Raw genomic sequence first — 23285 nt, forward strand, 5'->3', positions numbered from 1 at the left:
CACGCCGACACATAGCTCAGGCTGCGCCCACGCCGAGATACGGCATCCACGCCGGATGCAATTCCTTGGTCGCCGCGAGCAGACGCCAATGCGGACCGGACGGGGGAACCAATTCCGCACGGAGAGTCCATCCGAGTTCGCTGAGCATCTTGTCGGCCTTGCGGTGATTGCAGGGGGCACAGCACGCGACGCAGTTCTCCCACGAATGCCCGCCACCTCGGCTGCGAGGAACGACGTGGTCGATGGTTTCGGCTTTGGCTCCGCAGTACGCACATCGGAAGTGGTCACGATGCATCAGTGCGGCACGGGTCATGGGGATGCGGGCGCGATACGGAACGCGCACGTAGGTGCGCAATCGAATGACCGAGGGAACCTGCACCGACCAGTCCGCAGAATGGACTACCGGGCCCTGTTCGTCCTCGTGGACGGTATCGGCCTTGCCGCAGGCCATCAGTACGACCGCGCGCCTGGCAGGAAGGGCGGTCAGCGGTTCGTACGTGACGTTGAGCAGTAGCACCCGACGTTTTACCCACTCGGGCACAACGCGATCGGGAGGGAACATCTCGAGGTGAGAATGCTCTTCGGAAAAGAGTGGGTCAGCAGTGTGCGCGAACCCGTCAGGAACAACTTCCAGAACAGCCCCTAACGCGTGGTCGTTCCGCGCGCTAGTGGGCTGGAGTTGTCGGTGATTGCGTGCAGCATGTCGGTTCTTCATACGACCTCCGGGAGACTGCCCCCAAGTTGACCACGGATGATCGCGTTACGCACTCCCATTTCGAACAAAATTGCCAGGACGGCCGGTGAATTTCCGGTGAATGGGTACGCATTCCGACCCGATGCAACCGTCGTCGACCCGGAAACCGACCACTACGGCCGTCAGGCACAATGGAACTTGCCATGAATGACGTACAGCACGACGTGCAGCAGACCTTCTACGACGCCGTCGGCGGAGCCGAGACGTTTCACAAGCTCACCGCGCGATTCTACGAAGAAGTCGCGAAGGACGAGGTTGTGCGCCCGCTCTACCCCGAGGCCGATCTCGGTCCGGCCGAGCGGCGGATGCGGATGTTCCTCGAGCAGTACTGGGGCGGGCCGCACACGTACTCGGAGGAGCGTGGGCACCCGCGTCTGCGGATGCGCCACAATCCTTTCGTGATCGGCCCGATCGAGCGTGATGCGTGGCTTCGGTGCATGCACGTCGCCATCGCGTCCATCGACGAGAAGACCCTGAGCCCGGTGCACCGCAAGCAGTTGATCGACTACATGGAGATGGCTGCTGCGTCCATGGTGAACTCCGCCATCTGACCGTTTACTTCGCCTTCGGCCTGAACACACGCGCGATCCGGCGGGCCGCTCGTACCCCGAACGACACCGTGGGATGTAGCGGAGAACTCAAGATTGCGTGCTTGCGCACGTACTCTTCGACCTCCCACTCCGACCAGCTGCCCGCCCGGAAGAGTGCGGCATCGCCGACGCCCAGGGTTCGTTTCGCGATTCCGTCGCCCTGAACGGTGACCGACCCTTCGATGATGTGCACGATTTCGTCCGCATGGAAGTACCAGCGGAAGCGCCCCTTCGTGCAATCCCAGACGTGCGTAGTCGTGGTCCCGTCTTTACTCGCCGACCATTGCGCCGACCGTGCAACCGGTGTGCCGAAGATTATCCAGTCACGGTTGATCGGATCATCGTCGAGCAGTACGTGATCCAAACTGACCGCTTCGATTGCCGACAAAGTCAAGGCCAAGCCCCCTTGGTTGAATTCTCGATACTTCTCCCCCGGCAGTAACACCAAAGTTGCCACATGGAGTCACCGCGTAAATGCAAAGTACACCAAGGCTAGGTAAAGAGTCACGCTTTTGCCGTGTCCAAGTCGTGAGAGTGCCAGACGTTTGGCACTATGAACTGCTGTGAGCACCCCCGCGGATTCGTCCTCTGTAAGCCGGCCCGAAGCCCCGTGGTGGAACGAGGCGGTCTTCTATCAGATCTATCCGCGTTCCTTTGCCGATTCGGGCAGTGACGGTATCGGCGACCTCGGCGGAGTCGAGGAGAAACTCGGCTACCTCGAACTGCTCGGCATCGACGCGATCTGGTTGAGCCCGGTGATGAAGTCACCAATGGCAGACCACGGCTACGACGTCTCGGATCCTCGCGACATCGATCCCCTGTTCGGTGATCTGGCGACGATGGATTCGCTGATCACGTCAGCCCACGAGCGCGGAATCAAGGTCACCATGGACCTGGTCCCGAACCACACGAGTGATCAGCACGAGTGGTTCAAGGCAGCCCTGGCGTCGGCGCCCGGTTCTGCGGAGCGATCCCGCTACATCTTCCGAGACGGCAAAGGTGAAAAAGGCAACGAACCGCCGAACAACTGGCCGAGCATCTTCGGCGGCCCGGCATGGACCCGCGTCACCGAAGCCGACGGAACACCCGGCCAGTGGTACCTGCACATCTTCGCCAAGGAACAGCCGGACCTGAACTGGGACAACCCCGAGGTCTTCGACGACCTCGCCAAGACTCTGCGCTTCTGGCTCGAACGCGGAATCGACGGATTCCGCATCGACGTGGCCCACGGAATGGCCAAGCCCGACGGTTTGCCGGACCACGACTGGGAGCTCAACGAGCTCATGCGCAATTCCGACGACGACCCGCGGTTCAACAATCCGGCAGTTCACGAAATCCACCGCGGCATCCGCAAGGTCATGGACGAGTTCCCGGAGGCGATGACCGTCGGCGAGATCTGGGTGAAGGACAACCAGAAGTTCGGCGAATACATCCGGCCAGACGAACTGCATCTCGGATTCAACTTCCGGCTTGCAGAAACCGAATTCTCCGCCGAGTCCGTCCGAGAGGCCGTGGAGAACTCCCTCGCGGCCGTCGCCGAGGTCGGGGGTGTGCCCACGTGGACACTGTCGAATCACGACGTCGAACGTGAAGTCACGCGCTACGGCGGGGGCGAGATCGGAACGCAACGCGCACGGGCGATGATCCTCGTCGAGTTGGCGCTTCCGGGCGCGAGCTTCATCTACAACGGAGCCGAACTCGGCCTGCCGAACGTCGACCTGCCCGACGATGCACTACAGGACCCGGTCTGGGAACGATCCGGACATGCCGAGCGAGGACGCGACGGCTGCCGAGTGCCCCTTCCCTGGGAAGGAACCGAGCCGCCTTTCGGATTCACCACCGGTGCGCGCACCTGGCTGCCGATGCCGGCCGAGTGGTCGACGCTCACCGTGGAGGCTCAGATCGAGGACGTCGACTCGATGCTCTCGCTGTATCGCGCCGCCCTCGAACTTCGTAGCGCCAGGCCGGAGTTTTCCGGCACCGACATCGATTGGTACGGCAGTCCCCCCGGCTGCCTCGCTTTCCGTCGACGCGGCGGTCTGATCTGTGCTCTCAACACCACGGAGGTGCCGATCGCACTGCCGAGCGGGCAGCTGCTGTTGAGCAGCGCACCACTCGTCGACGGTCAGTTGCCCGTCAACGCTGCGGCGTGGCTGATCTGACCGAACACTCTCGCACGTCGTCAGGCGGCGGCCCCATCGCGCTGGTGGTGGCCGTCGCCTGAACTCCTACCGCGCAACCATCAGCGGTATCGAACCACCGCGGTGACGGTAGATCGAACCAAACCGTGCATCGAGGCGCACCCACGATCGACTCGCCCGCACCCGAACCAGTTCCGACGCGTCGATCTGTTCGAGATCGATGTCCGCAGTCATCGCTTCGGATCCGGCGTGCGGAACGAATCCCATTGCGGTCAAGGCAAAAACAACTCGCATCGAGATCCCGACCGTGCCTGACGGACCACTGACCTCGAGCACGTCCTGATCGAGCAACGACGCCGGCGGCCCGTGACTACTTCCATGCTCGAGCGCCAAGGCGTTGCCCCGCTGCGCCAGTTCGATCAGCACCCGGGCGGGTACGTCGTCCAGGTGCTCGAAGCCGTCCATCGGCGGCAACGCCCCACGCCATGCCGAATCCATGGCGAACCCCGGATCGATCAGCTCACCTGTTGCCTGCTCCACCGCCGAGAGCAACTGATCGCCGGCAGCCGACGTGTCGTCAGGGTTGATGGTGCCCGCCACGGTTCGCGTCGCCAGAGCGTCGAAACCCGTTGACGCCCAGACGCTCAGGTGCGCATCGCCGCGTCGGCGCATTCGGATGACCGCGGACTCGTCCAAACGCAAGGCGTGACCGATGAAGCCGGCCAAGTTCTTTCGCTCGGCCTCCTCGGGCACGGTCAGGACACGTTCATACACGTTGCCAGCTCTCCAAGTACTCCCGCTCGGGCCCGCTGAGGCGGCGCAGACGTTGAGTGTCGATATCGAAGGCCGCGATCTGAGTCGATGCCACGATGGACGGCGGGACGCTGAGATCGGCGCCGCGGGGGCGAACCTCGTACGCGATGGTGAAGTCCACCGCGCGAACCTTTTCCACCCACATGAAGACATCGAGCGGTGAATCGTCGTGCCGCAGTTGCCCGCGGTACCGCACATGGAGATCGGCAATCACAGCCCCGTCACGCAGGGTGACCGTCGGGCGCGAGTCTTCGAACAACCAAGGAATCCGCGCCTCTTCGAGCAACGTCACCATCCGTGCGTGGTTGATGTGCTGGAAGGCATCCATGTCGGACCACCGAACCACAACTTCGGCGTGGAATCCTTCGCTCAACGTCCTACCTCCGATCGGGTGCCCATGCTGCGCACCATGCTACGAACCTGACGCGCCGCCACCGAGAGCGTCGCGAGGTCAAGCGTCCCAGACTCGAAGATCTCGACGAGAGCTGCCCTCGCTCGGCTCAGCCGCGAGGCGTTGGTCGATTCCCATTCGTCGATCTTCTCCTGCGGTGACTCCCCCGGCTCGCCGCCGGCCAGAACCTCCATCGTCAGCTGCCGAAGCGAACTGTAGAGGTCGTCTCGCAACGCAAGCCGAGCAAGCGAGTGCCAGCGATCCCCGCGCTCGAGTCCCGAAACGGCGCTCAGCAACCAGTCGATTCCCAGATGCGCATCCAAGGCGTAATACAGCTCCGCGACTTCGGTGATGTCGTGATCGGCGATGTCGGCGATATCCGCGATGTCGAGCAGGCAGTAGACGTCGAGCAGTCGGAACACGTCCAGCGCCAACGCTTCCGGAGCCCCGCGATCGATCACGGATTGAGCGCGCACGAGCAGATCGTCGAGCTGGTGGCCGGCGAGCAGCCCCGGAACCAGCGGCGCCGTCGCCCGATACGCCGCCGAGTAGCGCGCAACTTCGGCGCCGACCGCGATCGGCTGGGGCCGATTGGCCAGGAACCACCGCGACGCGCGGTCGAGCAAGCGGCAGGACTCCACGATCAGCTCGTTTTCGATCTCTGCACTGACGCCGGCCGAGCGGATTCGCGACCACACCTCGTCGAGCGCAAAGACCTCTCGCACAGCGGCGTAGGCACGGATCGAGTCGGTACTGCTCGCTCCGGTCTCCTCGGCCAAGCGGTAGGCGTACGTGATTCCGCCGTTGTCGATCACTTCGTTCACGAGCATCGTCGCGACGATCTGCCGCCGCAACGGGTGTGCCTTGATCTCCGTTTCGAACCGATCGCGAACAGCGGTCGGGAAGTACTGCGGGATCTGCTGGGCGAAGAAATCGTTGTCCGGCAACTCGGTTGCGAGCAGATCGTCCTTGAGTGAAAGCTTCACGTGCGCCGTCAGCGTCGCCAATTCCGGCGACGTCAGACCCACACCGGCCTCGAGTCGACGCTCGATCTCCTTGTCGGTCGGCAACGCCTCGAGCTTGCGGTCAAGGCCACGTGCCTTGGTCAGATCCGTCAACTGACGGCGGTGAACACCGAGCATCTGCGGCGCCGTCACGCGGGAGATTCCGAGCAGCGCATTCTGGGCGATGTTGTCCGCCAACACCAGCGCCGCCACGTCGTCGGTCATCAACGCCAGCAACGGATTCCGTTCTTGCGTCGGCAGCAACTGCGAACGCACGAGCGAATCGAGAAGGATCTTGATGTTCACTTCGTGATCGGAGCAGTCGACCCCGGCCGAGTTGTCGATGGCGTCGGTGTTGATGTGACCACCGTTGGCGCTGAACTCGATTCGTCCCAGAGCAGTCACGCCGAGGTTGCCGCCCTCACCGATCACCTTGACCCGCAGGTCTTGACCGTCGACTCGCACCGCGTCGTTGCTCTTGTCTCCGACCTGCGCGTTCGTCTCGGTCGAAGCCTTGACGTATGTACCGATTCCGCCGTTCCACAGCAGATCCACCGGTGCCGACAGAATCGCCTGCATCAATTCCGGCGGCGAGAGCTTCGTGACCCCCTCGGCCAGACCCAGTGCGATCCTGACGCTTTCGGCGATCGGAACCGACTTGACCGTGCGGTCCCAGACGCCGCCACCTTCACTGATCAGGCTCTTGTCGTAGTCGGCCCATGACGACCGTGGCAACTCGAAAAGTCGTTGACGTTCGACGAACGAGCTCGCTGCATCCGGGTTCGGATCGAGGAAGATGTGTCGATGGTCGAAAGCGCCCACCAGACGAATGTGCCGACTGAGGAGCATTCCGTTGCCGAACACGTCTCCGCTCATGTCGCCGACGCCTACCGTCGTGAAATCCTGCGTCTGCGTGTCGACCCCGAGTTCGCGGAAGTGCCGCTTGACGCTTTCCCAGGCGCCGCGAGCGGTGATTCCCATGCCCTTGTGGTCGTATCCCACGGAGCCACCGGAGGCAAACGCGTCGCCGAGCCAGAAGTCGTACTTGGCGGCAACCGAATTCGCGAGATCCGAGAACGTCGCCGTGCCCTTGTCCGCGGCGACCACCAGGTAGCGATCCTGATCGTCCTTGCGCACCACTCGATCCGGCGTCACAACTTCGCCGGTGGCCGCGTGCACGTTGTCGGTGATGTCGAGCAATCCGGAGATGAACGTGGTGTAGCAGGCTTTGCCGGTTTCCAGCGTCGCCGTTCGATCAGCGGCCGGATCACCCGTCGGCAGAGGCGGATTCTTCACGACGAAGCCGCCCTTGGCGCCGACCGGCACGATCACCGCGTTCTTGACGGCCTGAGCCTTCACCAAGCCGAGCACCTCGGTGCGGAAATCCTCGCGCCGGTCGGACCAGCGGAGCCCGCCGCGCGCGACTGCGCCGAATCGCAGGTGGACGCCTTCGACCTCGGGTGAGTACACGTAGATCTCGAAAGCCGGCCGCGGCTTGGGCAGCTCGCTGATCCGCGAGGGATCGAGCTTGACCGACAGGTAGTCGCGAGAGCGGCCATCGGCGTCGACGACGTAGAAATTGGTACGCAAGGTCGCCTTCACCAAGGAGAACATTCCACGCAGAATGCGATCGGCATCCAAGCTGAGTACCTCGTCGATGGACGCACGCAACTGCTCGTCCAATTCAGCGACGCGGATGTCGTCTTGTTTCTCGGGGTCGAACATCGCCTCGAACAACTGCACCAATGCAAACGCGGTCTGCGGGTGCGTTAGCGCGATTCCTTCGATGTGGAACTGACTGTACGGAAATGTGGCCTGGCGCAAATACTTTGCGTAAGCACGCAGCACCACGGCTTGCCGCCAGGACATTCCGGCCCGCAGCACCAACTCGTTGAATCGGTCAGCTTCTGCCCGGCCGAACCAGACTGCACCGAATGCAGCCGTGAATCGCTTCTGGACCTCGGTCAGCGGGGCGGTACTGGTCTCGAGTGGCACCTGCGCATCGAGGTCGATCTCGACCGACGCCCGAAGATCCGCCGGTACCGACAACCCGAAATCGTAGATCCAGCACTGAACGCCGTCGAGTCGCTGCACGACGTGCGGTCGCTCGTCGAGAACTTCGACGCCGAGTGACTGCAGCACCGGTAGCACCTGGCTCAACGAGATACCGTCGCCGCCGACGAAGAGCGTGAAGCGCCAGGCACCGGGCGCGGAGTCCACGGCGCGATAGAGCAGTACGTCGATCGCGCCTGGCGCCAACGCCTCGAGTCTGGCGATGTCGGCCAACGCGCGTGACGGTTCGAAGTCCTCCTTGTATCCATCGGGAAGTACCCGCGAATACCGTTGCACCAGTTCCGGATCCACACCTGGAATGTCGCGAACAAGGTCGTTGATGCGGTCGTCCCAGCTACGACTGACTTCGGTCAGCAGGGCCTGAACTCGCTCGCGGTTGGCCTCGGAGACATCCAGGTGAACCGGCTCACTGTCCGGATCGCGCCGGATCGTCACGTGCAACAGCGCAAGATCGTTCTCGGTAACCCGGGCGGTGTAATCAACTGTGCCTGGGCCGAATTCGCGCCACAACAGGTTTTGCATCGACAGTCGCACCCGCGTCGTATACCGGTCGCGAGGCAGATACACCAAGCAGGATACGAACCGTCCGAACGTGTCCTCGCGGACAAAGAGTCGCACCTGTCGACGCAGCCCGATGCTGTGCACGGCGTGGACGGTCTCGAACAAGGTCTCGGCATCGCTCGAGAACAACTCGGTGCGCGGGAAGGACTGGATGACCTCGAGCATCGCCTGCCCGGAGTACGAATGCAGGTCGACACCGGCACGCGCGATGACTTCGCGGACGCGTCGCTCGATCAGAGGAATCGCGAGGACGTTCTCGTGGAGTGCGACCACGGTGAACACACCCAGGAATCTGTGCTCCCCCACGATGTTTCCCTCGTCGTCGAGGATCGAGACACCCACGAAGTACGGGTAGACAGCGCGGTGCACCGTGGCGGGGAACGATCCCTGCGTCAGGACCAGAAGCGGTCGATCCGGGAGATCTGCAACTGGAGGCAAACTCATCGGGCCTTCGGTGACCGCGTCGGAGCGCAGCACGCCGAGCCCGCTGCCGGCGACCGTGCGTGAGCCGTCCTTCGTGCCCTCGAATCGCCGGTATCCGAGTACGGCGTAGTTTCCGTCCGCCATCCACCGGAGCAGCCGAGCGGTATCGGAGAATTCTTCGGGGGTGATCCTCCCGGAGGCAGTTTCTGCAGCACTCTCCAACTCGTCGGCAACGCGCAGTTGCAGTGCCTTCATGTCCGGGGTGTCACCAACCACCTGGCGGACGTCCGCGAGCACTTTGCCGAGGTGGGCTTCGATCGCGTCGAGATCGGAATCCTCGACTTCGGAGTCCAACTGGACGTGCATCCAGGATTCTTGGATACCGCTGTCGCCCAAGGAAATCAGATTGCCCGCGTTGTCGCGTTCAACCGTCAGGATCGGATGGGCGAATTGACTGATTCCCACGCCTTGTCGGTTGAGCATCGCGGTAACGGACTCGACGAGCAACGACATGTCGTCGGTGACGATCTGGACAGCAGCGCCGAGACCCTCGGATCCTGACGGGCGGTACACACGCCATACGGCCGTGCCTGGCGTCCGCTGCCTCCCGAGCGCGAGATGCGCGAGCAGGACTCGATCCGATCGACCGTTGATGACGTCGTCGCTGTCACCCTCGTCGATGTGCGTGAAAAAGGCCTCGCGAAGACGCGTCAACAACGTCGCTTCGTCGAGGCCTGTGCCCTGCTGCCGTACACGGTCTGTCATTCCTGGCTCACATCCTTGTGGGTTCTGATCGCCGCGACCAATCTCTGACTCGAGACTAGCCGCGGCAACCAGTACCTAGGGTGAACTGAGAAACGAAATCTACGATGTCGTCATCTGAACAAGCGATGCTTCGAGCACCGCACGTTCGCTGTCCGCCAGCGGTCTGGACTTTTCGGACACGGTGTCGAATCCAACCATCAACGCGTCGCCGAAGGCGCATTCGACACCCGCGTTGTCACGGATGACGTGCCGAACCGTGAACGAGGAAGTCCCGACGTGAGTCGTGAAGATCTCCACGTTCAAGGGACCGGACCGATCGGTGACCGGCTTGAGGAACTCGATGGTCATCTTTCGAACCACGAGGTATCCCGGCCGGCCGCCGAGCGGCGCCAGTTTCGCTTCCAGGAACTGGATGCGAGCTTCCTGCATGTACTCGACGTAACGCGTGTTGTTGACGTGACCCAACCGGTCGGAATCGCCCCACCGGACCTGGATCTGCGCTGTGTATACGTCGGACACCGGATCAGTCCCTGGTGAGCTTGCGGTGAGTCACGCGGTGCGGGCGTGCGGCGTCGGGGCCGAGTCGCTCGACCTTGTTCGCCTCGTAGCCCTCGAAGTTGCCCTCGTACCAGTACCAAGCTGCCTCGTTGTCGCCGAAGCCACCTTCCCACGCGAGGATGTGGGTACAGGTCCGGTCCAGGAACCAGCGATCGTGCGAGATCACGACGGCGCAGCCGGGGAACTCTTCGAGAGCGTTCTCCAGCGAGCCGAGGGTTTCGACGTCGAGGTCGTTGGTGGGCTCATCGAGCAGGATCAGGTTGCCGCCCTGCTTGAGCGTCATCGCCAGGTTCAGGCGGTTGCGCTCACCACCTGAGAGGACGCCGGCCGGCTTCTGCTGATCGTGGCCCTTGAAACCGAACGAGCTGATGTACGCGCGCGAGGGGAACTCGGTCTGGCCGACGACGATGAAATCGAGCCCGTCGGACACGGTCTCCCAGACCGTCTTCTTGGGGTCGATTCCGGAACGGTTCTGGTCGACGTAGCTCAGCTTGACCGTCTGACCGATCTTGACCTCACCGGCGTCAGGCTCCTCGAGACCGACGATGGTCTTGAACAGCGTCGTCTTACCGACGCCGTTGGGGCCGATGACGCCGACAATTCCGTTGCGCGGCAACGTGAACGAAAGATCCTTGATCAGCACGCGGCCGTCGAAGCCCTTGTCGAGGTTCGACACCTCCACGACCACGTCACCCAGGCGCGGCGGTGCCGGGATCTGGATCTCGTCGAAGTCGAGTTTGCGGGTCTTCTCGGCTTCGTTCGCCATTTCCTCGTAGCGATCGAGACGAGCCTTGTTCTTGGCCTGGCGGGCCTTGGCGCCGGAACGAACCCATGCGAGCTCGTCCTTGAGGCGCTTCTGCAGCTTCTGATCCTTCTTGCCGGCAACTTCGAGGCGTGCAGCCTTCTGCTCCAGGTAGGTGGAGTAGTTGCCCTCGTACGGGTACAGGCGTCCGCGGTCGACTTCACAGATCCACTGCGCGACGTGATCGAGGAAGTAACGATCGTGGGTCACGGCGAGGATTGCGCCGGGGTAAGCAGCGAGGTGCTGCTCGAGCCACAGGACAGATTCGGCGTCGAGGTGGTTGGTGGGCTCATCGAGGAGCAGGAGGTCGGGCTTGCTCAGCAGCAGCTTGCAGAGCGCAACGCGTCGCTTCTCACCACCGGAGAGGTGGGTGACCATCTCTTCCGGCGGGGGGCAGCGCAGGGCGTCCATAGCCTGCTCGAGCTGCGAGTCGATCTCCCACGCGTCTGCGTGATCGAGCTTCTCCTGCAGCTCGCCCATCTCTTCCATGAGCTCGTCGGAGTAATCCGTGGCCATCAGCTCGGCGATCTCGTTGTACCGCTTGAGCTGGACCATCGTCTCTCCGAGACCGTCCTCGACGTTCTCGCGAACCGTCTTGGTCTCGTCGAGCTCCGGCTCCTGCATGAGGATGCCGACGGTCGCGCCCGGAGCCAGGAATGCCTCGCCGTTGCCCGGCTGGTCCAGTCCGGCCATGATCTTGAGGATGCTGGATTTACCAGCGCCGTTCGGTCCGACGACACCGATCTTCGCGCCGGGGTAAAAGCTCATCGTGACGTCATCGAGGATGACCTTGTCACCGTGCGCCTTGCGCACCTTCTTCATCGTGTAAATGAACTCAGCCATGACCGCCAGCCTATCGGTGTTTGTCCTATAACCCACATTGCGCGTTGGCGCTCACTCCGATCCGGGTTCTGCGGACAGTCCGAGGTCATCGACCAGATTCACCGACAGGCTTCTCGAGACCCACGAGTTCTGCGATGGGAGCGCTGTCCCAGGGATCCGCACCATCCGAGGTACGCACTTTCCGATCAGGGTCTCTCCCGGGTGCGCTCGAGCCCCGTGGTGCGCTTCGACAGAGATTCGATATCTCGCTGGAACTTTCGAATTGGGCACGTAGACAGAAGCTTTCTCCCAACAGATGGAAAACGCCATGGCGAACAAGACCCTAGGCGAACTGTGATGTGACTTACACGGACGGCAGGGATCGCGTCGTCCGCACCTCAGCTCATTGCTCGCCGGACCGAAGTCGACCTCGCACCCCGAGAACTGTGTCCGCGCACTCCGGAAGGACCGCCCCAATGACCTCTATGCCGTGCCCAACCGATCCACCGGACTCATCCACTGACAGTCCTCCAACCTCTCAACGGTGGACGCCTCGCCTCGTCCTCTCCCTTGCGGCTCTGGTGCTCCTTCTCGAGACGCTCACCATCAGCTACCTGATGATTTCGATGGCGATTCCTTCGATTGCAGCGCACTACCGAACCACTCAAGGGGCCTGGCTCCTGACCGCGTTCCTCCTCGTCGGAGCCATCACGGCACCTCTCGTCGGGAAGCTCGCCGACATGTACGGCAAGCGCAGACTCCTCTTGGCGTGCGTGACGATCGCAGCGGTGGGTGCATTCATCTGCGCCGTCGCCGACAGTTACACGGTGATGCTCGTCGGACGATCTGTATCGGGCCTGCTCATTCCCTGCCTCTTCCTGAGTTACTCACTCATACGAGATGTATTCCCACCGAAGAAAGTGGCGCTAGCGGTGAGTATTGCTACGAGCGGAATGGGATTGATCGCCATACCTGCGCCATTTCTCACCGGATGGTTGATCGATCATTACGGCTTCCGAAGCATCTTCTGGTTCTTCGTGATCGTTCTGGTCCTTCTGCTCGGCATGATCGCTGCAACTACTTCCGAATCGTCGGTTCGGTTGCGTTCCACGCTCGACCTGCTCGGCGCCGCCCTTCTCGGCGCCGGAATTGCCGGTGTCTTGATTGCGGTGAGCATCGGCCCCTCGAACGGATGGACACATATCTCGACCGTCGGCTACTTGGCCGGTGGAATCATTCTGTTGGGAGCGTGGCTCATCTCCGCACGCCTTGTCCAGGATCCGCTGATCGACCTGCATGTTCTCGGCAATCGACCGGTACTTCTCACCGCCGTCGGCGCCGGTTTCACCTATGCCGCTGCCGGCTTGTACTCGATCCTGCTCCCAATGCTGGCCATGACACCCGCGACCTTGGGGCTGGGCTACGGATTCGGGGTTACCGCAGAGGGTTTCGCTGTGTTTCAGGCGCCTATCGGCGGCATGGTGGTAATCGGGGGCATTGTCGTCGGACTACTCGTCAGCAGAGGGGTACGCCCTCGAGGACTTCTCATCGCAGGATTGTCGGCAATGACACTCGGATTTGTCCTGACGTCACTCGTACACGACAACAGAATTCTGCTCGTTTTTTTCGCCGCACTGTTCGGGTGCGGAATGGGCCTCGCCTATGCGTCTATTCCAAATCTCTTGATAGAAGCTGTGCCAGCGGAACTCCAGGCGACTACAGCAAGCATCGTGGGAGTGTTTCAGAGCGTATTTCCGGCAGTGCTTCCCGTCGTCGCGTTCAGCGTCATGAATGTCGCATACATTGCGCCACTCTCCCCCGAAGTAACGAAAGGCGTTGTCTTCTATACTGATACCGGATTCCAGATGGCATTCATGATAGGTGCTGCAGCCACCACTCTCGGCGTCGTTGTCGCGTTCATGCTTCCAAGGTCAATTGAACGATTGCGCAAGCCGACTGAATCGAATCCGAATCGATCCGACGTCGTAGCCACCAACTGACAACAAGACCAGTGCGGCCGTGCCACGAAGTGACCCGGCCGCGCTGGTCCGATCGAGCTGATTCAGATCATTGCCCGGTGGATGCCCTGCGGTTCGCCACCGAGCTGCGAGAGCGTCGACGCGTGGAAAATGGAACCGGGTACGTGGATCGCGTGCGCGAGACCGGCATGAGCGTCACGCCAGAACCGCTGCATCGGCGTGTTCAACTGCAACGCGCCACCACCGGAACGAGCAAAGATCTCGTCCACCGCCCGCACCGCACGCCACGCAGCAGCAGTCTGCGTACGCCGACCGATCGCACGCAGCTCGAACGAAACTTCCTGCCCCTTCTCGGTCATGTCCCAGAAACGATCCACCGTCTCCAAGATCGCAGCCCGAGAAGCAGCGATCTCGGCCGCCGCCTCACCGATCGCGAACAGCACGTACGGATCTTCCTTGATCGGAACACCACTGACCGTCACACGCTCACGCTGCGCCGCCATGTTGCACGCCAACGCACCCTCAGCAATACCGATCAACGACGAAGTGATCCCCAACGGGAAAATGCAGGAGAACGGGAACTTGTACAACGTCTCCGTACGGCCCGCTTCCTTCCACGCCGTCCCGTCGTACACCTTTCCGGCGTCGATCGTGCGGTAGGTGGGCAGAAACGCGTCCTTGACGATCAGGTCCTTCGACCCGGTTCCGCGCAGCCCCACGACATTCCAGCTGTCCTGGTCGATGTCGTAATCGGAGCGCGGCAGCAGTACGTGCAGGTGCTTCGGCGGCATCAACGGCTTGCCGGACTCGTCACCGACCATCGCGCCGATCATGATCCAGTCACAATGATCGGTACCGGAGGAAAACGACCAGCGACCGTTGAGGATGTACCCACCCTCGACCGGCCTCGCCACACCCATCGGCGCATACGGCGACGCCATCCACGTATCAGGATCGGTTCCCCACACCTCTTCCTGAGCCTTGCGGTCGAAGAACGCAAGCTCCCACGGATGAACACCGACGATGCCGCTGACCCAACCCGTAGCACCGTCCATCGCGCCGATAGCCATTGCCGTCTCGGCGAATTCACGCGGATGTGCCTCGAGGCCTCCGAATTCCTTCGGCTGCAACATCCGGATGACCCCAGCGTCGCGCAGGCGCTTCGCGCTGCCGTCCGTCAAGCGCATCAGCTTGTCGCCCTCGACTCCGTCGGCGCGGATCTCGTCGGCGAACTGTGAGATGTTGTCCAGAACCTGACCCATGATCTTCCGCCTCCATTGATAGCCCGCCAACCTTCAATAAAGTAGAACACGTTCTAGAAAAATGCGGAAGTAGAACGGTAGTTCTTTACAGCGCCGATCAATATGAACGCGACAAGGTCAGCGGCGTTCAGGTCGACACGTGCCCCAGTCCCGCGGTCAGAATGCGAATACACCTCACCGCAACTTCCGCAGGCGAGCCGTCGCCATACGCCGGGGACTCCCCGTCAACCCACGCGGCAACGGCCATCCGCTGGGCCGTGTTCGCTGCAATTGCAAGCAAACGAACTTCCAGTGGATCTGCGCCGGGTCCGATCAATTCACGCAGTACGAGTACCAATGCAGTCTCGGTGTCGTCGACCAAACTCAACCACACGTTCTGAAGCGCCGGATCGCCAGGAATAATCCTTTGAAGTTGGCGAATCAACGCAATCGCATCGGGTGTTGCAGCAGGTGAATTCAGCGCGACGCGGGCGGCGGATTCCAGCGCCTGGACAACCGGCATACCCGACGAACTGGATGCGATATACCCGAGCCAATCCTCGATCCCGTTGGCGAGTATCGGCCTCACTGCATCTTCCTTAGTACGGAAGTACCGATAGAATGTGCGAAGTCCGATGCCGGCTGCGCGTGCAATCTCGTCGGCCGTCACCGGATTCTCGCTGCGAGCGACAAACAGCTCTGCGGCACAACGTGATATCTCCAGCTTTGTCTGATCCTTCCGCCGTTGAGTGAGCGACGGGGCGGTAGACGCTGAATCATCCATCATGCCAGTATGGCACGGTGCGCCACCCATTCTGGGAGCAGAACGGGAAGGGTCGCTTCGTCCACTTCGGAAGTCATGGAACGTCCGATTCACCTTCGATCAGTTCCGCCACCGGCCGGACATCGAGCCGTCAGGCCAGCCTCGTCTCTCCCCCGTCACCGTTAGTCGAGATTCGAGCTGGCTGCGAAGGCCCGACATGCCTGTCATTGACGTTCATGAATGCAAGCGCCTGCGACCCTGCCGATGGCAAGGAACGGAGTTCCCGCATGCTGCGTTGAACGTCGAACTGAGTCCCAGATTGGCCGACCACTCTCCAAATCGATGACGCTACAAGGCGGACAGGTACCGCACTTCGGTAGTCAAGTTTGAGCATCGCCGGCGGTCCGGAAACGGAAACGGCAGCAATGATACTTCCTTGCGACCCAACCGGCGCTGCAACGCAATTGACGCCGGGACTCAACAGTCCGGCCCCATACGCAACGCCGGATTCACGGATTCGACTGAGTTCCTGTCTCAGACCCATCGGCGCTTCAGCGCCAACAGGGAAGCCTCCGAACGCAAGGAGCACGCGCCCAAGGGCTGACCTCTCAGCCAAAGAACGTTCGCCGACCCGAGTAGGAACTACACCGGCCAGCATTCCGCCGATCTTGTCGAGGTACACAACATCCGATGCGTCCAGCACTCCGAACTGCACTACCAGTCCGGTCACTCGATGCAGTTCACGGAGAAAGGGCAAGGCGACCGAATGCAATCGATCCTGGTGTATTGCAAGGCTTCCCAGCTCCATCAACCTGATTCCAAGCGTGTAATCACTACCATCCCGCCGCAACCACTTCTTGGCGACGAGTTGTTCGAGCATGCGATGTGCCGACGAACGAGGCAAGCCGGTAATTCGCGAAACTTGACGGAGGGTGAGCTGTCCGGACACCTCGAAAGCATCCATGATCGACGCCAGTCGATCCAGGACCCCCACCGGGGTAGTAGCGTCTGCCAGAGCGAAAGCTTGCATGCGAATTCCTTGGAGTTATTCCCACAATTGATGGTGCATATGGGGCACGTGGAGCCGAAAAGCGCTACCCGGGCTTACTGGTTACCGCCCGCTGCAACAGCACCGCGACACCAGGCCGTCCGTCACTGTCGAGTGTTCGAGCAACCCCAGTGTGACACATTGTGCCATGTTGGCATAGGGTGTAGCGAGAAAAACTTCAGGAGCATTCACAGAAGGATCACAGTGGACGTCAACGCCACAATATGAACAGAGAAGATCGAAACACGTTGCCCCGGAAGCAAATTCCACTAGGCCAGAAAGTCGGACGGAAGATATCCGTCAAACCCGTTGGGCCATTCGCCACGCTTGTGCCGCAAGCCTGTCCGCCTGGGCGCCGAACGATTCCGCCGACCGCTCGATTTCGCCCATCGCGCCACGCAGCGCCCGGCTGTACACACCCTCGACAATGCATGCGATCTTCCACCAGTTGAACGCAATGTAGAAGTCGATATTGAAGTCCGAAACTGGTTGGGCCGCAGAGATATAGACGTCCAACAACTCATCGCGCGACGGGAAACCTTCGATTCGAGTCGGAGCATTCTCCAATGCACAAACATCGTCATCGGGTTCGGCCCAATAGACCAACAGTTGACCCAGGTCTGCCAAGGGGTCACCCACCGTGGCCAGTTCCCAATCCAGTATTCCGGCGATCGCGCCGTCGGCGCCGACAATGCAGTTGTCAAGACGAAAGTCACCGTGCACGACCCTACTACCGCGCTGAGCGGGAACATTTTGAGACAACTTGGCATGTGTGCGTTCGAGGTCGAGGCTATCTCGCACACGATCACCCTTCCAGTTCCGCAACCACCGATTTAACTGACGATCGATGTAGTCCGTCCGATCGGCCAGAGCATTCCATCCGATCTCACGAGGGTCGACCGAGTGCAGCGCGGCCAGATTGCGAACCAGTTCCGCGGCCAATCCGGCTCGAGTTTCATACGGGATTTTCGCGCGTACTACCTCCGGATCACGCAGGACTGCGCCGTCGATGAAGTCCATGACAAAGAACGGAGCACCAGTCACAGATTCGTCAATGCATTTGCCTACAACGATCGGTGTCGGAACCGGCACGTTCTGCAGTCGCTCGAGAATGTCAGCTTCGCGAATTACATCATGGGCGGATGCATGCCTGATTCCGAGCGGGGGCCGACGTAGCACCCATCGAGAACCTACCTCGTCTCTCACCGAGTAAGTCAGATTCGAACGTCCACCGGCGATCCGTTCGAATTCGACCAATCCTTGCGTGGCCTCGGGCAGATACTCACGGAACCACGCCGCCACCAGGGGCTCACACAAACCGTTGTCGCCATGCGGTGCCGGGTTCACGACCTCGCACCCTCTCGCGCGGAACCACTTCCGACAGATGCTGATTTCAGCGGCGCATCGATGCCGTCGAGAAATACCGAAACAACGGCATCGGCGAGCTCTGAAAGACCGAACTCCTCTGTGGGGCTGAACCATCGGAGCGACAACCACACAGCGTCACGAATCAGGCCGTAGAGAATCTCAGCCGGCAAGTCCGATCGAAACTCGCCTGCGCTCATACCGGATTCGATAACCGCGATCCAGGCATCCTTGGTGCTACGGGCGGCCTCACGGATGTCGTGATACGAGTCGAGCTTCCGGAGATAAGTGCTGTTGTTCTGATATATCTCGGAAGCGTGTGGGTGCGCCTGACTTACCTGGAACGAAGCTCGTACCAGCGAACCGAGGCGACCACGTGGGTCACCGGCGGATTCCAGAATCGATCCGTATGCGCTCGTGAGCGCCTGAAGGTAACGCGTGACAATCGTATTCGCGATTGCGTCTTTCGATGGAAAGTAATGATAAAGGCTTCCAGACAGGATTCCCACCGCATCAGCGATATCGCGAACCTTCGTCCCCGCAATTCCCTTGGTGGCGAACAGTTCTGCAGCGTGTTCGAGTATCAAGTCGTGGCGATCCGACCATTCCATTCAAGTCCTCCTGATGAGTCTTCAACGTGTCACCTCTGACGAGGTTGCAATTTTGACTCTATACCCCGCATCAAACGTTTGCTACAGTCGCTCCGTACCGCGTAGCAAACGTTTGATACGAGATTTAGAGTGCTCGTGAAATACCAGGAGAGGACGGACGCGTGTCGGACAAGACAATGTCGGAAGCAGATGTCGTAAGTCGACTGAGATCGGGAATGACAATCGGAATCGGGGGGTGGGGTTCGCGCCGGAAGCCGATGTCACTCGTCCGAGAGATCCTCAAGTCAGAACTGACCGATCTAACCGTTGTGTCGTACGGCGGAGCTGATGTGGGGTTGTTGTGCGCAGCCGAAAAGGTTCGAAGGGTTGTGTTCGGTTTCGTCTCGCTGGACTCGATACCCCTGGACCCTCATTTCAGAGCAGCCCGACAGGCTGGTCGTATCGAGGTCAACGAATACGACGAGGGCATGCTCCAATGGGGTCTGTACGCGGCCGGGATCCGCATGCCCTACCTACCGACTCGCGCGGGACTCGGTTCCGACGTTCTCCGGGTCAATCCGGAACTGCAGACGATCGTCGATCCTTATGCGGGCGAATCATTGGTTGCGATGCCGGCACTCCCCCTCGATGCCGCGCTGGTACATATGAACCGCGCGGACATACATGGCAATGCCCAATACCTCGGGCCGGACCTGTACTTCGACGACTTGTTCTGCCTAGCTGCCGAATCGGTCTATGTCTCTTGCGAACAAGTGGTTCCCACTGCGGAGTTGACCGCGGATGCACATCCGTCGACGATTCGAATTCCCCGGTTGCTTGTATCGGGCGTCGTTCACGCTCCAGGTGGTGCGCATTTCACATCCTGCGTACCCGACTACGACCGTGACGAGGCTTTCCAACGCGAATATGCCACTGCAGCAAAAGATCCAGAAGCTTGGCAACGCTTCGTCGACCGATATCTGTCCGGCTCCGAGGCCGACTATCAGCGACTCGTCGCTGCGGAATTCGAAGGAGTGCCGGCATGAGCGCCGCCACTCGGGCAGAGGTCTGCGCGATCGCGTGCGCCGAGGCGTACCGAGGCAACGGTGAAGTGATCGCGAGCGCATTCGGCGTGATACCTGCAATCGGTGTGCGATTGGCGCGTCACACTTTCGAACCCGATCTCGTTTTGTCCGACGGAGAGGCGTCAGCCGTGCGCGGCACCTGGGCCGTCGACGGAACTCCGGCAGGCGAGGTCGAATCGTGGTTGCCCTTCAACCAGATCTTCAATCTCGTCTGGAATGGCAAACGCCACATCATGATGATTCCCACGCAGCTCGATTCCTATGGGAACTGCAACATCTCCGCGATAGGTGATCATTCGCGGCCGACAGTGCAACTCTTGGGAGTCCGCGGAGCGCCGAGCAATACCGTGCATCACCCGACAAGTTACTGGGTACCGAAACACAGTGCACGCGTTCTCACTTCGCAGGTCGACATGGTCTCCGGTGTCGGAAACGACAATGCGCGCAAGGCCGGACCGTCGGCCAGCCGCTACCACGAGTTGCGAAGAGTTGTAACAAATCTCGCAGTTTTGGACTTCGAGCCGGATAGCGGACAGTTGCGTCTGGTGTCGACTCACCCCGGCGTAACCGTCGACGAAGTAGTAGCCGCAACCGGGTTCGAACTCCACCTACCCAAAGCCGTGCCCACTACTCGAACCCCCACAAGCGAAGAACTCGACCTGATTCGCAACGTCATCGATCCACGGAACCTACGTGACAAGGAAGTACCGGCATGACCGTGCTGAACTCAGGTACCGGGCCACTTCACACTCGCATCTGCGAACTCTTCGGTGTGAAGTATCCGATCGTGCAGACCGGCATGGGGTACGTCTCAGACGCCCGACTTACGGCGGCCACAACCACAGCCGGCGGTTTGGGCATCATCGCCGGGGCGATGCTGACCTACGACGAACTCCGCAGCGCCATCGATTACGTCAAAGACCGCACCGACCAACCATTCGGCGTGAACTTGCGAGCCAACCAGGACGACATCGATCGCAGAATCAAACTTCTCATTCAATCGGGGGTCAAGATCGCCTCCTTTGCGCTCGCACCGAACCAGGCGCAGATCGGCCGACTCAAAGATGCAGGCCTTGTCGTCGTGCCGTCGATCGGAGCCCGCAGGCATGCCGAGAAAGTTGCGGCATGGGGAGTCGACGCAGTCGTCGTTCAAGGCGGCGAGGGCGGTGGACACACAGGCGCAGTCCCCACAAGTTTGCTTCTGCCACAGGTAGTCGACGCCGTAGACATCCCGGTGATCGCGGCAGGCGGATATTTCGACGGCCGAGGTCTCGTCTCAGCGCTCGCCTACGGTGCAGACGGAATCGCGATGGGCACTCGCTTCATGCTCACCAGCGATTCACCCGTGTCTCAGGCAGTCAAAGATGTCTACCTCTCCAAGTCAGTCAACGACACCGTCGTCACCCTCGAGATCGACGGGGTTCCTCAGCGTGTGCTGCGCGCAGGAACGATCGATCAACTCGAATCAAGCCACGGACCGACGCGCATGTTGCGCGCCGCCCGCAATGCTATTGCTTTCCAACGTCTCTCGGGCACGCCCTGGTCAAGGCTGATTCGTGAAGGTCTGGAAATGCGGAAAAGCCACGAACTCGGCTGGCGGCAAGTTGTTATGGCCGCCAACGCACCGATGCTGTACCGATCCGCACTCCTCGACGGCCGCACGGACATCGGCGTCATGGCGACCGGGCAGGTTGTCGGACTGATCGACGACATCCCCAGTAGCGCCGAACTCGTCGAACGCATCATGCAGGACGCGGAGGCCGTTCTTGCTCGACTCACACCCGCACCCGCACCCGCACCCGAACCCGAACTGGACAGCCGAGTCTTGTCGGCTGAAAACGTGAAAGGAACAACGAACTGAAATGAATCAGCTCAAAGATCGAGTAATCGTAGTAACCGGCGCCGGACGTGGTTTGGGCCGCGAGCACGCCCTGCTACTAGCAGCCGAGGGCGCAAAAGTAGTTGTCGACGACACCGGCTCCGGACCGGACGGGCACGGAAACGACATCACCATTGCTAAATCGGTCGTCGACGAAATCGTCGCGGCCGGAGGAATTGCAGTTGCCAGTGTCGCGGACGTCACGACGATCGACGGCGCGAGCGAACTCCTGGACCTGGCCCTCGAGGCATTCGGCTCGGTCGACGGCCTGGTCAACAATGCCGGCATCCTGCGTGATCGAATGTTTCTGAATTTGCCAGAGGCCGATTGGGACGACGTGATCTCGGGACAACTACGCGCTACATTCGCGCCCTGCACGGTATTCGGCAACTACTGGCGCGAGCGTTCGAAGTCGGGCGAACCCGTAGCGGCGTCGATTGTGAACGTATCGAGTACTTCCGGGCTGCTCGGTGCCGTCGGTCAGAGCAACTACGGCGCCGCGAAGGCCGGGATCGCTGCGCTGACAACGATCCTCGCGCAGGAAGTCGGCCGATACGGTGTGCGAGTCAACGCAATTACCCCTGTGGCCAGGACACGGATGACCGAGAACGTCCCCGGCATCAAGGAACTTGTTGCAGCACCTGACGATCCGAGTGCATTCGATACGTATCATCCAGGCAACGTCTCGCCGGTTGTGGCCTATCTGCTCACCGAGAGCTGCCCTGCTACTGGTCAGGTGTTTTACGCGAAAGGCGGCGAAGTCCGCCAGTTTCTCGGGTGGCAGTACGGGAAGACCATCGTCAGAGACTCGCGATGGTCGGTGGAAGAGTTGACAGAGGCGATGAGTGAAATTGTCTGAGACGACTGCGCCGATCCCTGGCCCGGGACACGGCCTTGCTGAAGGCAAATCCGTTCTGGTGACGGCAGCAGCGGGAACTGGAATCGGATTCGCAGCGGCACAACGCTTTGCTGCCGAAGGTGCCCGGCTGACAATCAGTGACCGGCATGAGCGCAGATTGATCGCGGCCGCCGACCGCATCGAGTCCGAGTTCGGCACTCGTCCACTCACTGTTCCCTGCGATGTCACCGACAATCAGCAGATCGACGCAATGGTCGATCGGGTGGTTGCCGAGCATGGATCCATCGACGTCCTCATCAACAACGCAGGCCTCGGCGGGACGGCGAGCATTCAAAGCATGACCGACGAGCAGTGGAGTTCGGTACTCGATGTGACCCTGACGAGCACTTTCCGCACCACACGATCAGTGTTGAGAGTCATGATTCCACGAGGTTCGGGGGTGATCGTCAACAACGCGTCGGTCATCGGCTGGCGTGCGCAGGAAGGGCAGTCGCACTACGCCGCAGCAAAAGCCGGCGTCATGGCGCTCACACGATGCTCTGCACTCGACGTCGCACCGCACGGAATCCGGGTCAACGCCGTTGCACCGAGCATCGCGATGCATCCTCACCTTGCCAAGGTGACCAGCGACGAACTGCTCGAACAGCTCAGCAAGAGTGAGGCTTTCGGTCGCGCGGCACAGCCGTGGGAGGTCGCCAACGTCATGGTCTTTCTTGCAAGCGACTACTCGTCGTACATGACGGGCGAAGTGGTCTCGGTAAGTAGCCAACATGCATAGC

Annotated in this window: 20 protein-coding genes; 8 read left to right on the top strand and 12 right to left on the bottom strand. The window is 61.0% G+C overall.

Going from position 1 to position 23285, the window contains the following annotated elements; genetic code table 11:
• Positions 1–16: 16 nt before the first annotated feature.
• The gene (locus tag R4P70_RS11165) at positions 17–715 is read right to left on the bottom strand and encodes an HNH endonuclease (RefSeq protein ID WP_020908239.1); all 699 of its coding nucleotides are present in this window, start codon (positions 713–715) and stop codon (positions 17–19) included.
• Between the two features lie 182 nt (positions 716–897).
• Between R4P70_RS11165 and R4P70_RS11170 the strand changes: the two genes are divergently transcribed.
• On the top strand, positions 898–1305 hold the full coding sequence (locus tag R4P70_RS11170; RefSeq protein ID WP_003944464.1) for a globin: 408 nt from the start codon (positions 898–900) through the stop codon (positions 1303–1305).
• 4 nt (positions 1306–1309) lie between these two features.
• On the opposite strand, the gene R4P70_RS11175 is transcribed toward R4P70_RS11170, so the two are convergent.
• Positions 1310–1801 (bottom strand): cupin domain-containing protein, encoded by a 492-nt coding sequence (locus R4P70_RS11175; RefSeq protein WP_019749095.1) that lies wholly within the window; start codon positions 1799–1801, stop codon positions 1310–1312.
• A gap of 106 nt (positions 1802–1907) precedes the next feature.
• On the opposite strand from R4P70_RS11175, the gene R4P70_RS11180 reads away from it, so the two are divergent.
• Entirely contained in the window at positions 1908–3506 is a 1599-nt protein-coding gene (locus R4P70_RS11180) for a glycoside hydrolase family 13 protein (protein WP_317830813.1), read from the top strand.
• Between the two features lie 66 nt (positions 3507–3572).
• Here the strand turns inward: R4P70_RS11180 and R4P70_RS11185 are convergent, their stop codons facing one another.
• The 5 genes from R4P70_RS11185 to ettA all read right to left on the bottom strand — a co-directional run bounded on the left by R4P70_RS11185 (position 3573) and on the right by ettA (position 11718).
• Positions 3573–4259: a hypothetical protein gene (locus R4P70_RS11185; RefSeq protein ID WP_317830814.1), complete on the bottom strand. Its 687-nt coding sequence runs from the start codon at positions 4257–4259 to the stop codon at positions 3573–3575.
• Positions 4252–4671, bottom strand: a complete 420-nt coding sequence (locus tag R4P70_RS11190) for a thioesterase family protein (RefSeq protein WP_317830815.1) — start codon at positions 4669–4671, stop codon at positions 4252–4254. The genes R4P70_RS11185 and R4P70_RS11190 overlap by 8 nt, the downstream gene beginning before the upstream one ends.
• Entirely contained in the window at positions 4668–9515 is a 4848-nt protein-coding gene (locus R4P70_RS11195) for an NAD-glutamate dehydrogenase (protein WP_317830816.1), read from the bottom strand. The genes R4P70_RS11190 and R4P70_RS11195 overlap by 4 nt, the downstream gene beginning before the upstream one ends.
• A gap of 99 nt (positions 9516–9614) precedes the next feature.
• Complete coding sequence (locus R4P70_RS11200; RefSeq protein ID WP_019749099.1) at positions 9615–10034, bottom strand: acyl-CoA thioesterase; 420 nt, start codon at positions 10032–10034, stop codon at positions 9615–9617.
• 4 nt (positions 10035–10038) lie between these two features.
• Positions 10039–11718, bottom strand: coding sequence for an energy-dependent translational throttle protein EttA (gene ettA, locus R4P70_RS11205; RefSeq protein WP_007730925.1), 1680 nt, complete (start codon positions 11716–11718; stop codon positions 10039–10041).
• 464 nt (positions 11719–12182) lie between these two features.
• Here ettA and R4P70_RS11210 point away from each other — a divergent pair, with 464 nt between their 5' ends.
• Positions 12183–13697, top strand: a complete 1515-nt coding sequence (locus R4P70_RS11210) for an MFS transporter (RefSeq protein ID WP_317830950.1) — start codon at positions 12183–12185, stop codon at positions 13695–13697.
• A 62-nt stretch (positions 13698–13759) separates the two neighbouring features.
• On the opposite strand, the gene R4P70_RS11215 is transcribed toward R4P70_RS11210, so the two are convergent.
• The 5 genes from R4P70_RS11215 to R4P70_RS11235 form a co-directional block, all read right to left on the bottom strand.
• Positions 13760–14938, bottom strand: a complete 1179-nt coding sequence (locus R4P70_RS11215) for an acyl-CoA dehydrogenase family protein (protein WP_047270836.1) — start codon at positions 14936–14938, stop codon at positions 13760–13762.
• A gap of 127 nt (positions 14939–15065) precedes the next feature.
• Positions 15066–15704: a TetR family transcriptional regulator gene (locus R4P70_RS11220; RefSeq protein ID WP_317830817.1), complete on the bottom strand. Its 639-nt coding sequence runs from the start codon at positions 15702–15704 to the stop codon at positions 15066–15068.
• Positions 15705–15831: 127 nt separating this feature from the next.
• Positions 15832–16710: an IclR family transcriptional regulator gene (locus R4P70_RS11225; RefSeq protein WP_317830818.1), complete on the bottom strand. Its 879-nt coding sequence runs from the start codon at positions 16708–16710 to the stop codon at positions 15832–15834.
• Between the two features lie 318 nt (positions 16711–17028).
• Positions 17029–18075: a phosphotransferase family protein gene (locus tag R4P70_RS11230; protein WP_317830819.1), complete on the bottom strand. Its 1047-nt coding sequence runs from the start codon at positions 18073–18075 to the stop codon at positions 17029–17031.
• Positions 18072–18704, bottom strand: a complete 633-nt coding sequence (locus tag R4P70_RS11235) for a TetR/AcrR family transcriptional regulator (protein ID WP_317559845.1) — start codon at positions 18702–18704, stop codon at positions 18072–18074. Before R4P70_RS11235 ends, R4P70_RS11230 begins: the two co-directional genes overlap by 4 nt.
• A gap of 161 nt (positions 18705–18865) precedes the next feature.
• Between R4P70_RS11235 and R4P70_RS11240 the strand changes: the two genes are divergently transcribed.
• The 5 genes from R4P70_RS11240 to R4P70_RS11260 are packed head-to-tail and all read left to right on the top strand — an operon-like array spanning position 18866 to position 23284.
• Positions 18866–19729 (top strand): CoA transferase subunit A, encoded by an 864-nt coding sequence (locus R4P70_RS11240; RefSeq protein WP_394855724.1) that lies wholly within the window; start codon positions 18866–18868, stop codon positions 19727–19729.
• Complete coding sequence (locus tag R4P70_RS11245) at positions 19726–20484, top strand: CoA-transferase (RefSeq protein WP_317830820.1); 759 nt, start codon at positions 19726–19728, stop codon at positions 20482–20484. Before R4P70_RS11240 ends, R4P70_RS11245 begins: the two co-directional genes overlap by 4 nt.
• Positions 20481–21629 carry an NAD(P)H-dependent flavin oxidoreductase gene (locus tag R4P70_RS11250; RefSeq protein WP_317830821.1) on the top strand — a complete coding sequence of 383 codons (1149 nt, stop codon included), beginning with the start codon at positions 20481–20483 and terminating at the stop codon, positions 21627–21629. The genes R4P70_RS11245 and R4P70_RS11250 overlap by 4 nt, the downstream gene beginning before the upstream one ends.
• A gap of 1 nt (position 21630) precedes the next feature.
• Positions 21631–22506: an SDR family NAD(P)-dependent oxidoreductase gene (locus R4P70_RS11255; RefSeq protein WP_317830822.1), complete on the top strand. Its 876-nt coding sequence runs from the start codon at positions 21631–21633 to the stop codon at positions 22504–22506.
• A complete protein-coding gene (locus R4P70_RS11260; RefSeq protein WP_411742467.1) occupies positions 22499–23284 on the top strand; it encodes an SDR family oxidoreductase in 786 nt (261 codons plus the stop codon). Before R4P70_RS11255 ends, R4P70_RS11260 begins: the two co-directional genes overlap by 8 nt.
• Position 23285 lies beyond the last annotated feature (1 nt).

This window comes from Rhodococcus sp. IEGM 1241 (assembly GCF_033142365.1).
Classification (GTDB): Bacteria; Actinomycetota; Actinomycetes; order Mycobacteriales; family Mycobacteriaceae; genus Rhodococcus_F; species Rhodococcus_F erythropolis.

What these genes read in the sequence shown, in the direction of transcription:
- R4P70_RS11215 (WP_047270836.1), bottom strand. Translation starts at nt 14,938, where the DNA reads ATGGGTCAGGTTCTGGACAACATCTCACAGTTCGCCGACGAGATCCGC.
- R4P70_RS11165 (WP_020908239.1), bottom strand. Translation starts at nt 715, where the DNA reads ATGAAGAACCGACATGCTGCACGCAATCACCGACAACTCCAGCCCACT.
- R4P70_RS11210 (WP_317830950.1), top strand. Translation starts at nt 12,183, where the DNA reads ATGCCGTGCCCAACCGATCCACCGGACTCATCCACTGACAGTCCTCCA.
- R4P70_RS11195 (WP_317830816.1), bottom strand. Translation starts at nt 9,515, where the DNA reads ATGACAGACCGTGTACGGCAGCAGGGCACAGGCCTCGACGAAGCGACG.
- R4P70_RS11225 (WP_317830818.1), bottom strand. Translation starts at nt 16,710, where the DNA reads ATGCAAGCTTTCGCTCTGGCAGACGCTACTACCCCGGTGGGGGTCCTG.
- R4P70_RS11220 (WP_317830817.1), bottom strand. Translation starts at nt 15,704, where the DNA reads ATGATGGATGATTCAGCGTCTACCGCCCCGTCGCTCACTCAACGGCGG.
- ettA (WP_007730925.1), bottom strand. Translation starts at nt 11,718, where the DNA reads ATGGCTGAGTTCATTTACACGATGAAGAAGGTGCGCAAGGCGCACGGT.
- R4P70_RS11245 (WP_317830820.1), top strand. Translation starts at nt 19,726, where the DNA reads ATGAGCGCCGCCACTCGGGCAGAGGTCTGCGCGATCGCGTGCGCCGAG.
- R4P70_RS11255 (WP_317830822.1), top strand. Translation starts at nt 21,631, where the DNA reads ATGAATCAGCTCAAAGATCGAGTAATCGTAGTAACCGGCGCCGGACGT.
- R4P70_RS11235 (WP_317559845.1), bottom strand. Translation starts at nt 18,704, where the DNA reads ATGGAATGGTCGGATCGCCACGACTTGATACTCGAACACGCTGCAGAA.
- R4P70_RS11250 (WP_317830821.1), top strand. Translation starts at nt 20,481, where the DNA reads ATGACCGTGCTGAACTCAGGTACCGGGCCACTTCACACTCGCATCTGC.
- R4P70_RS11170 (WP_003944464.1), top strand. Translation starts at nt 898, where the DNA reads ATGAATGACGTACAGCACGACGTGCAGCAGACCTTCTACGACGCCGTC.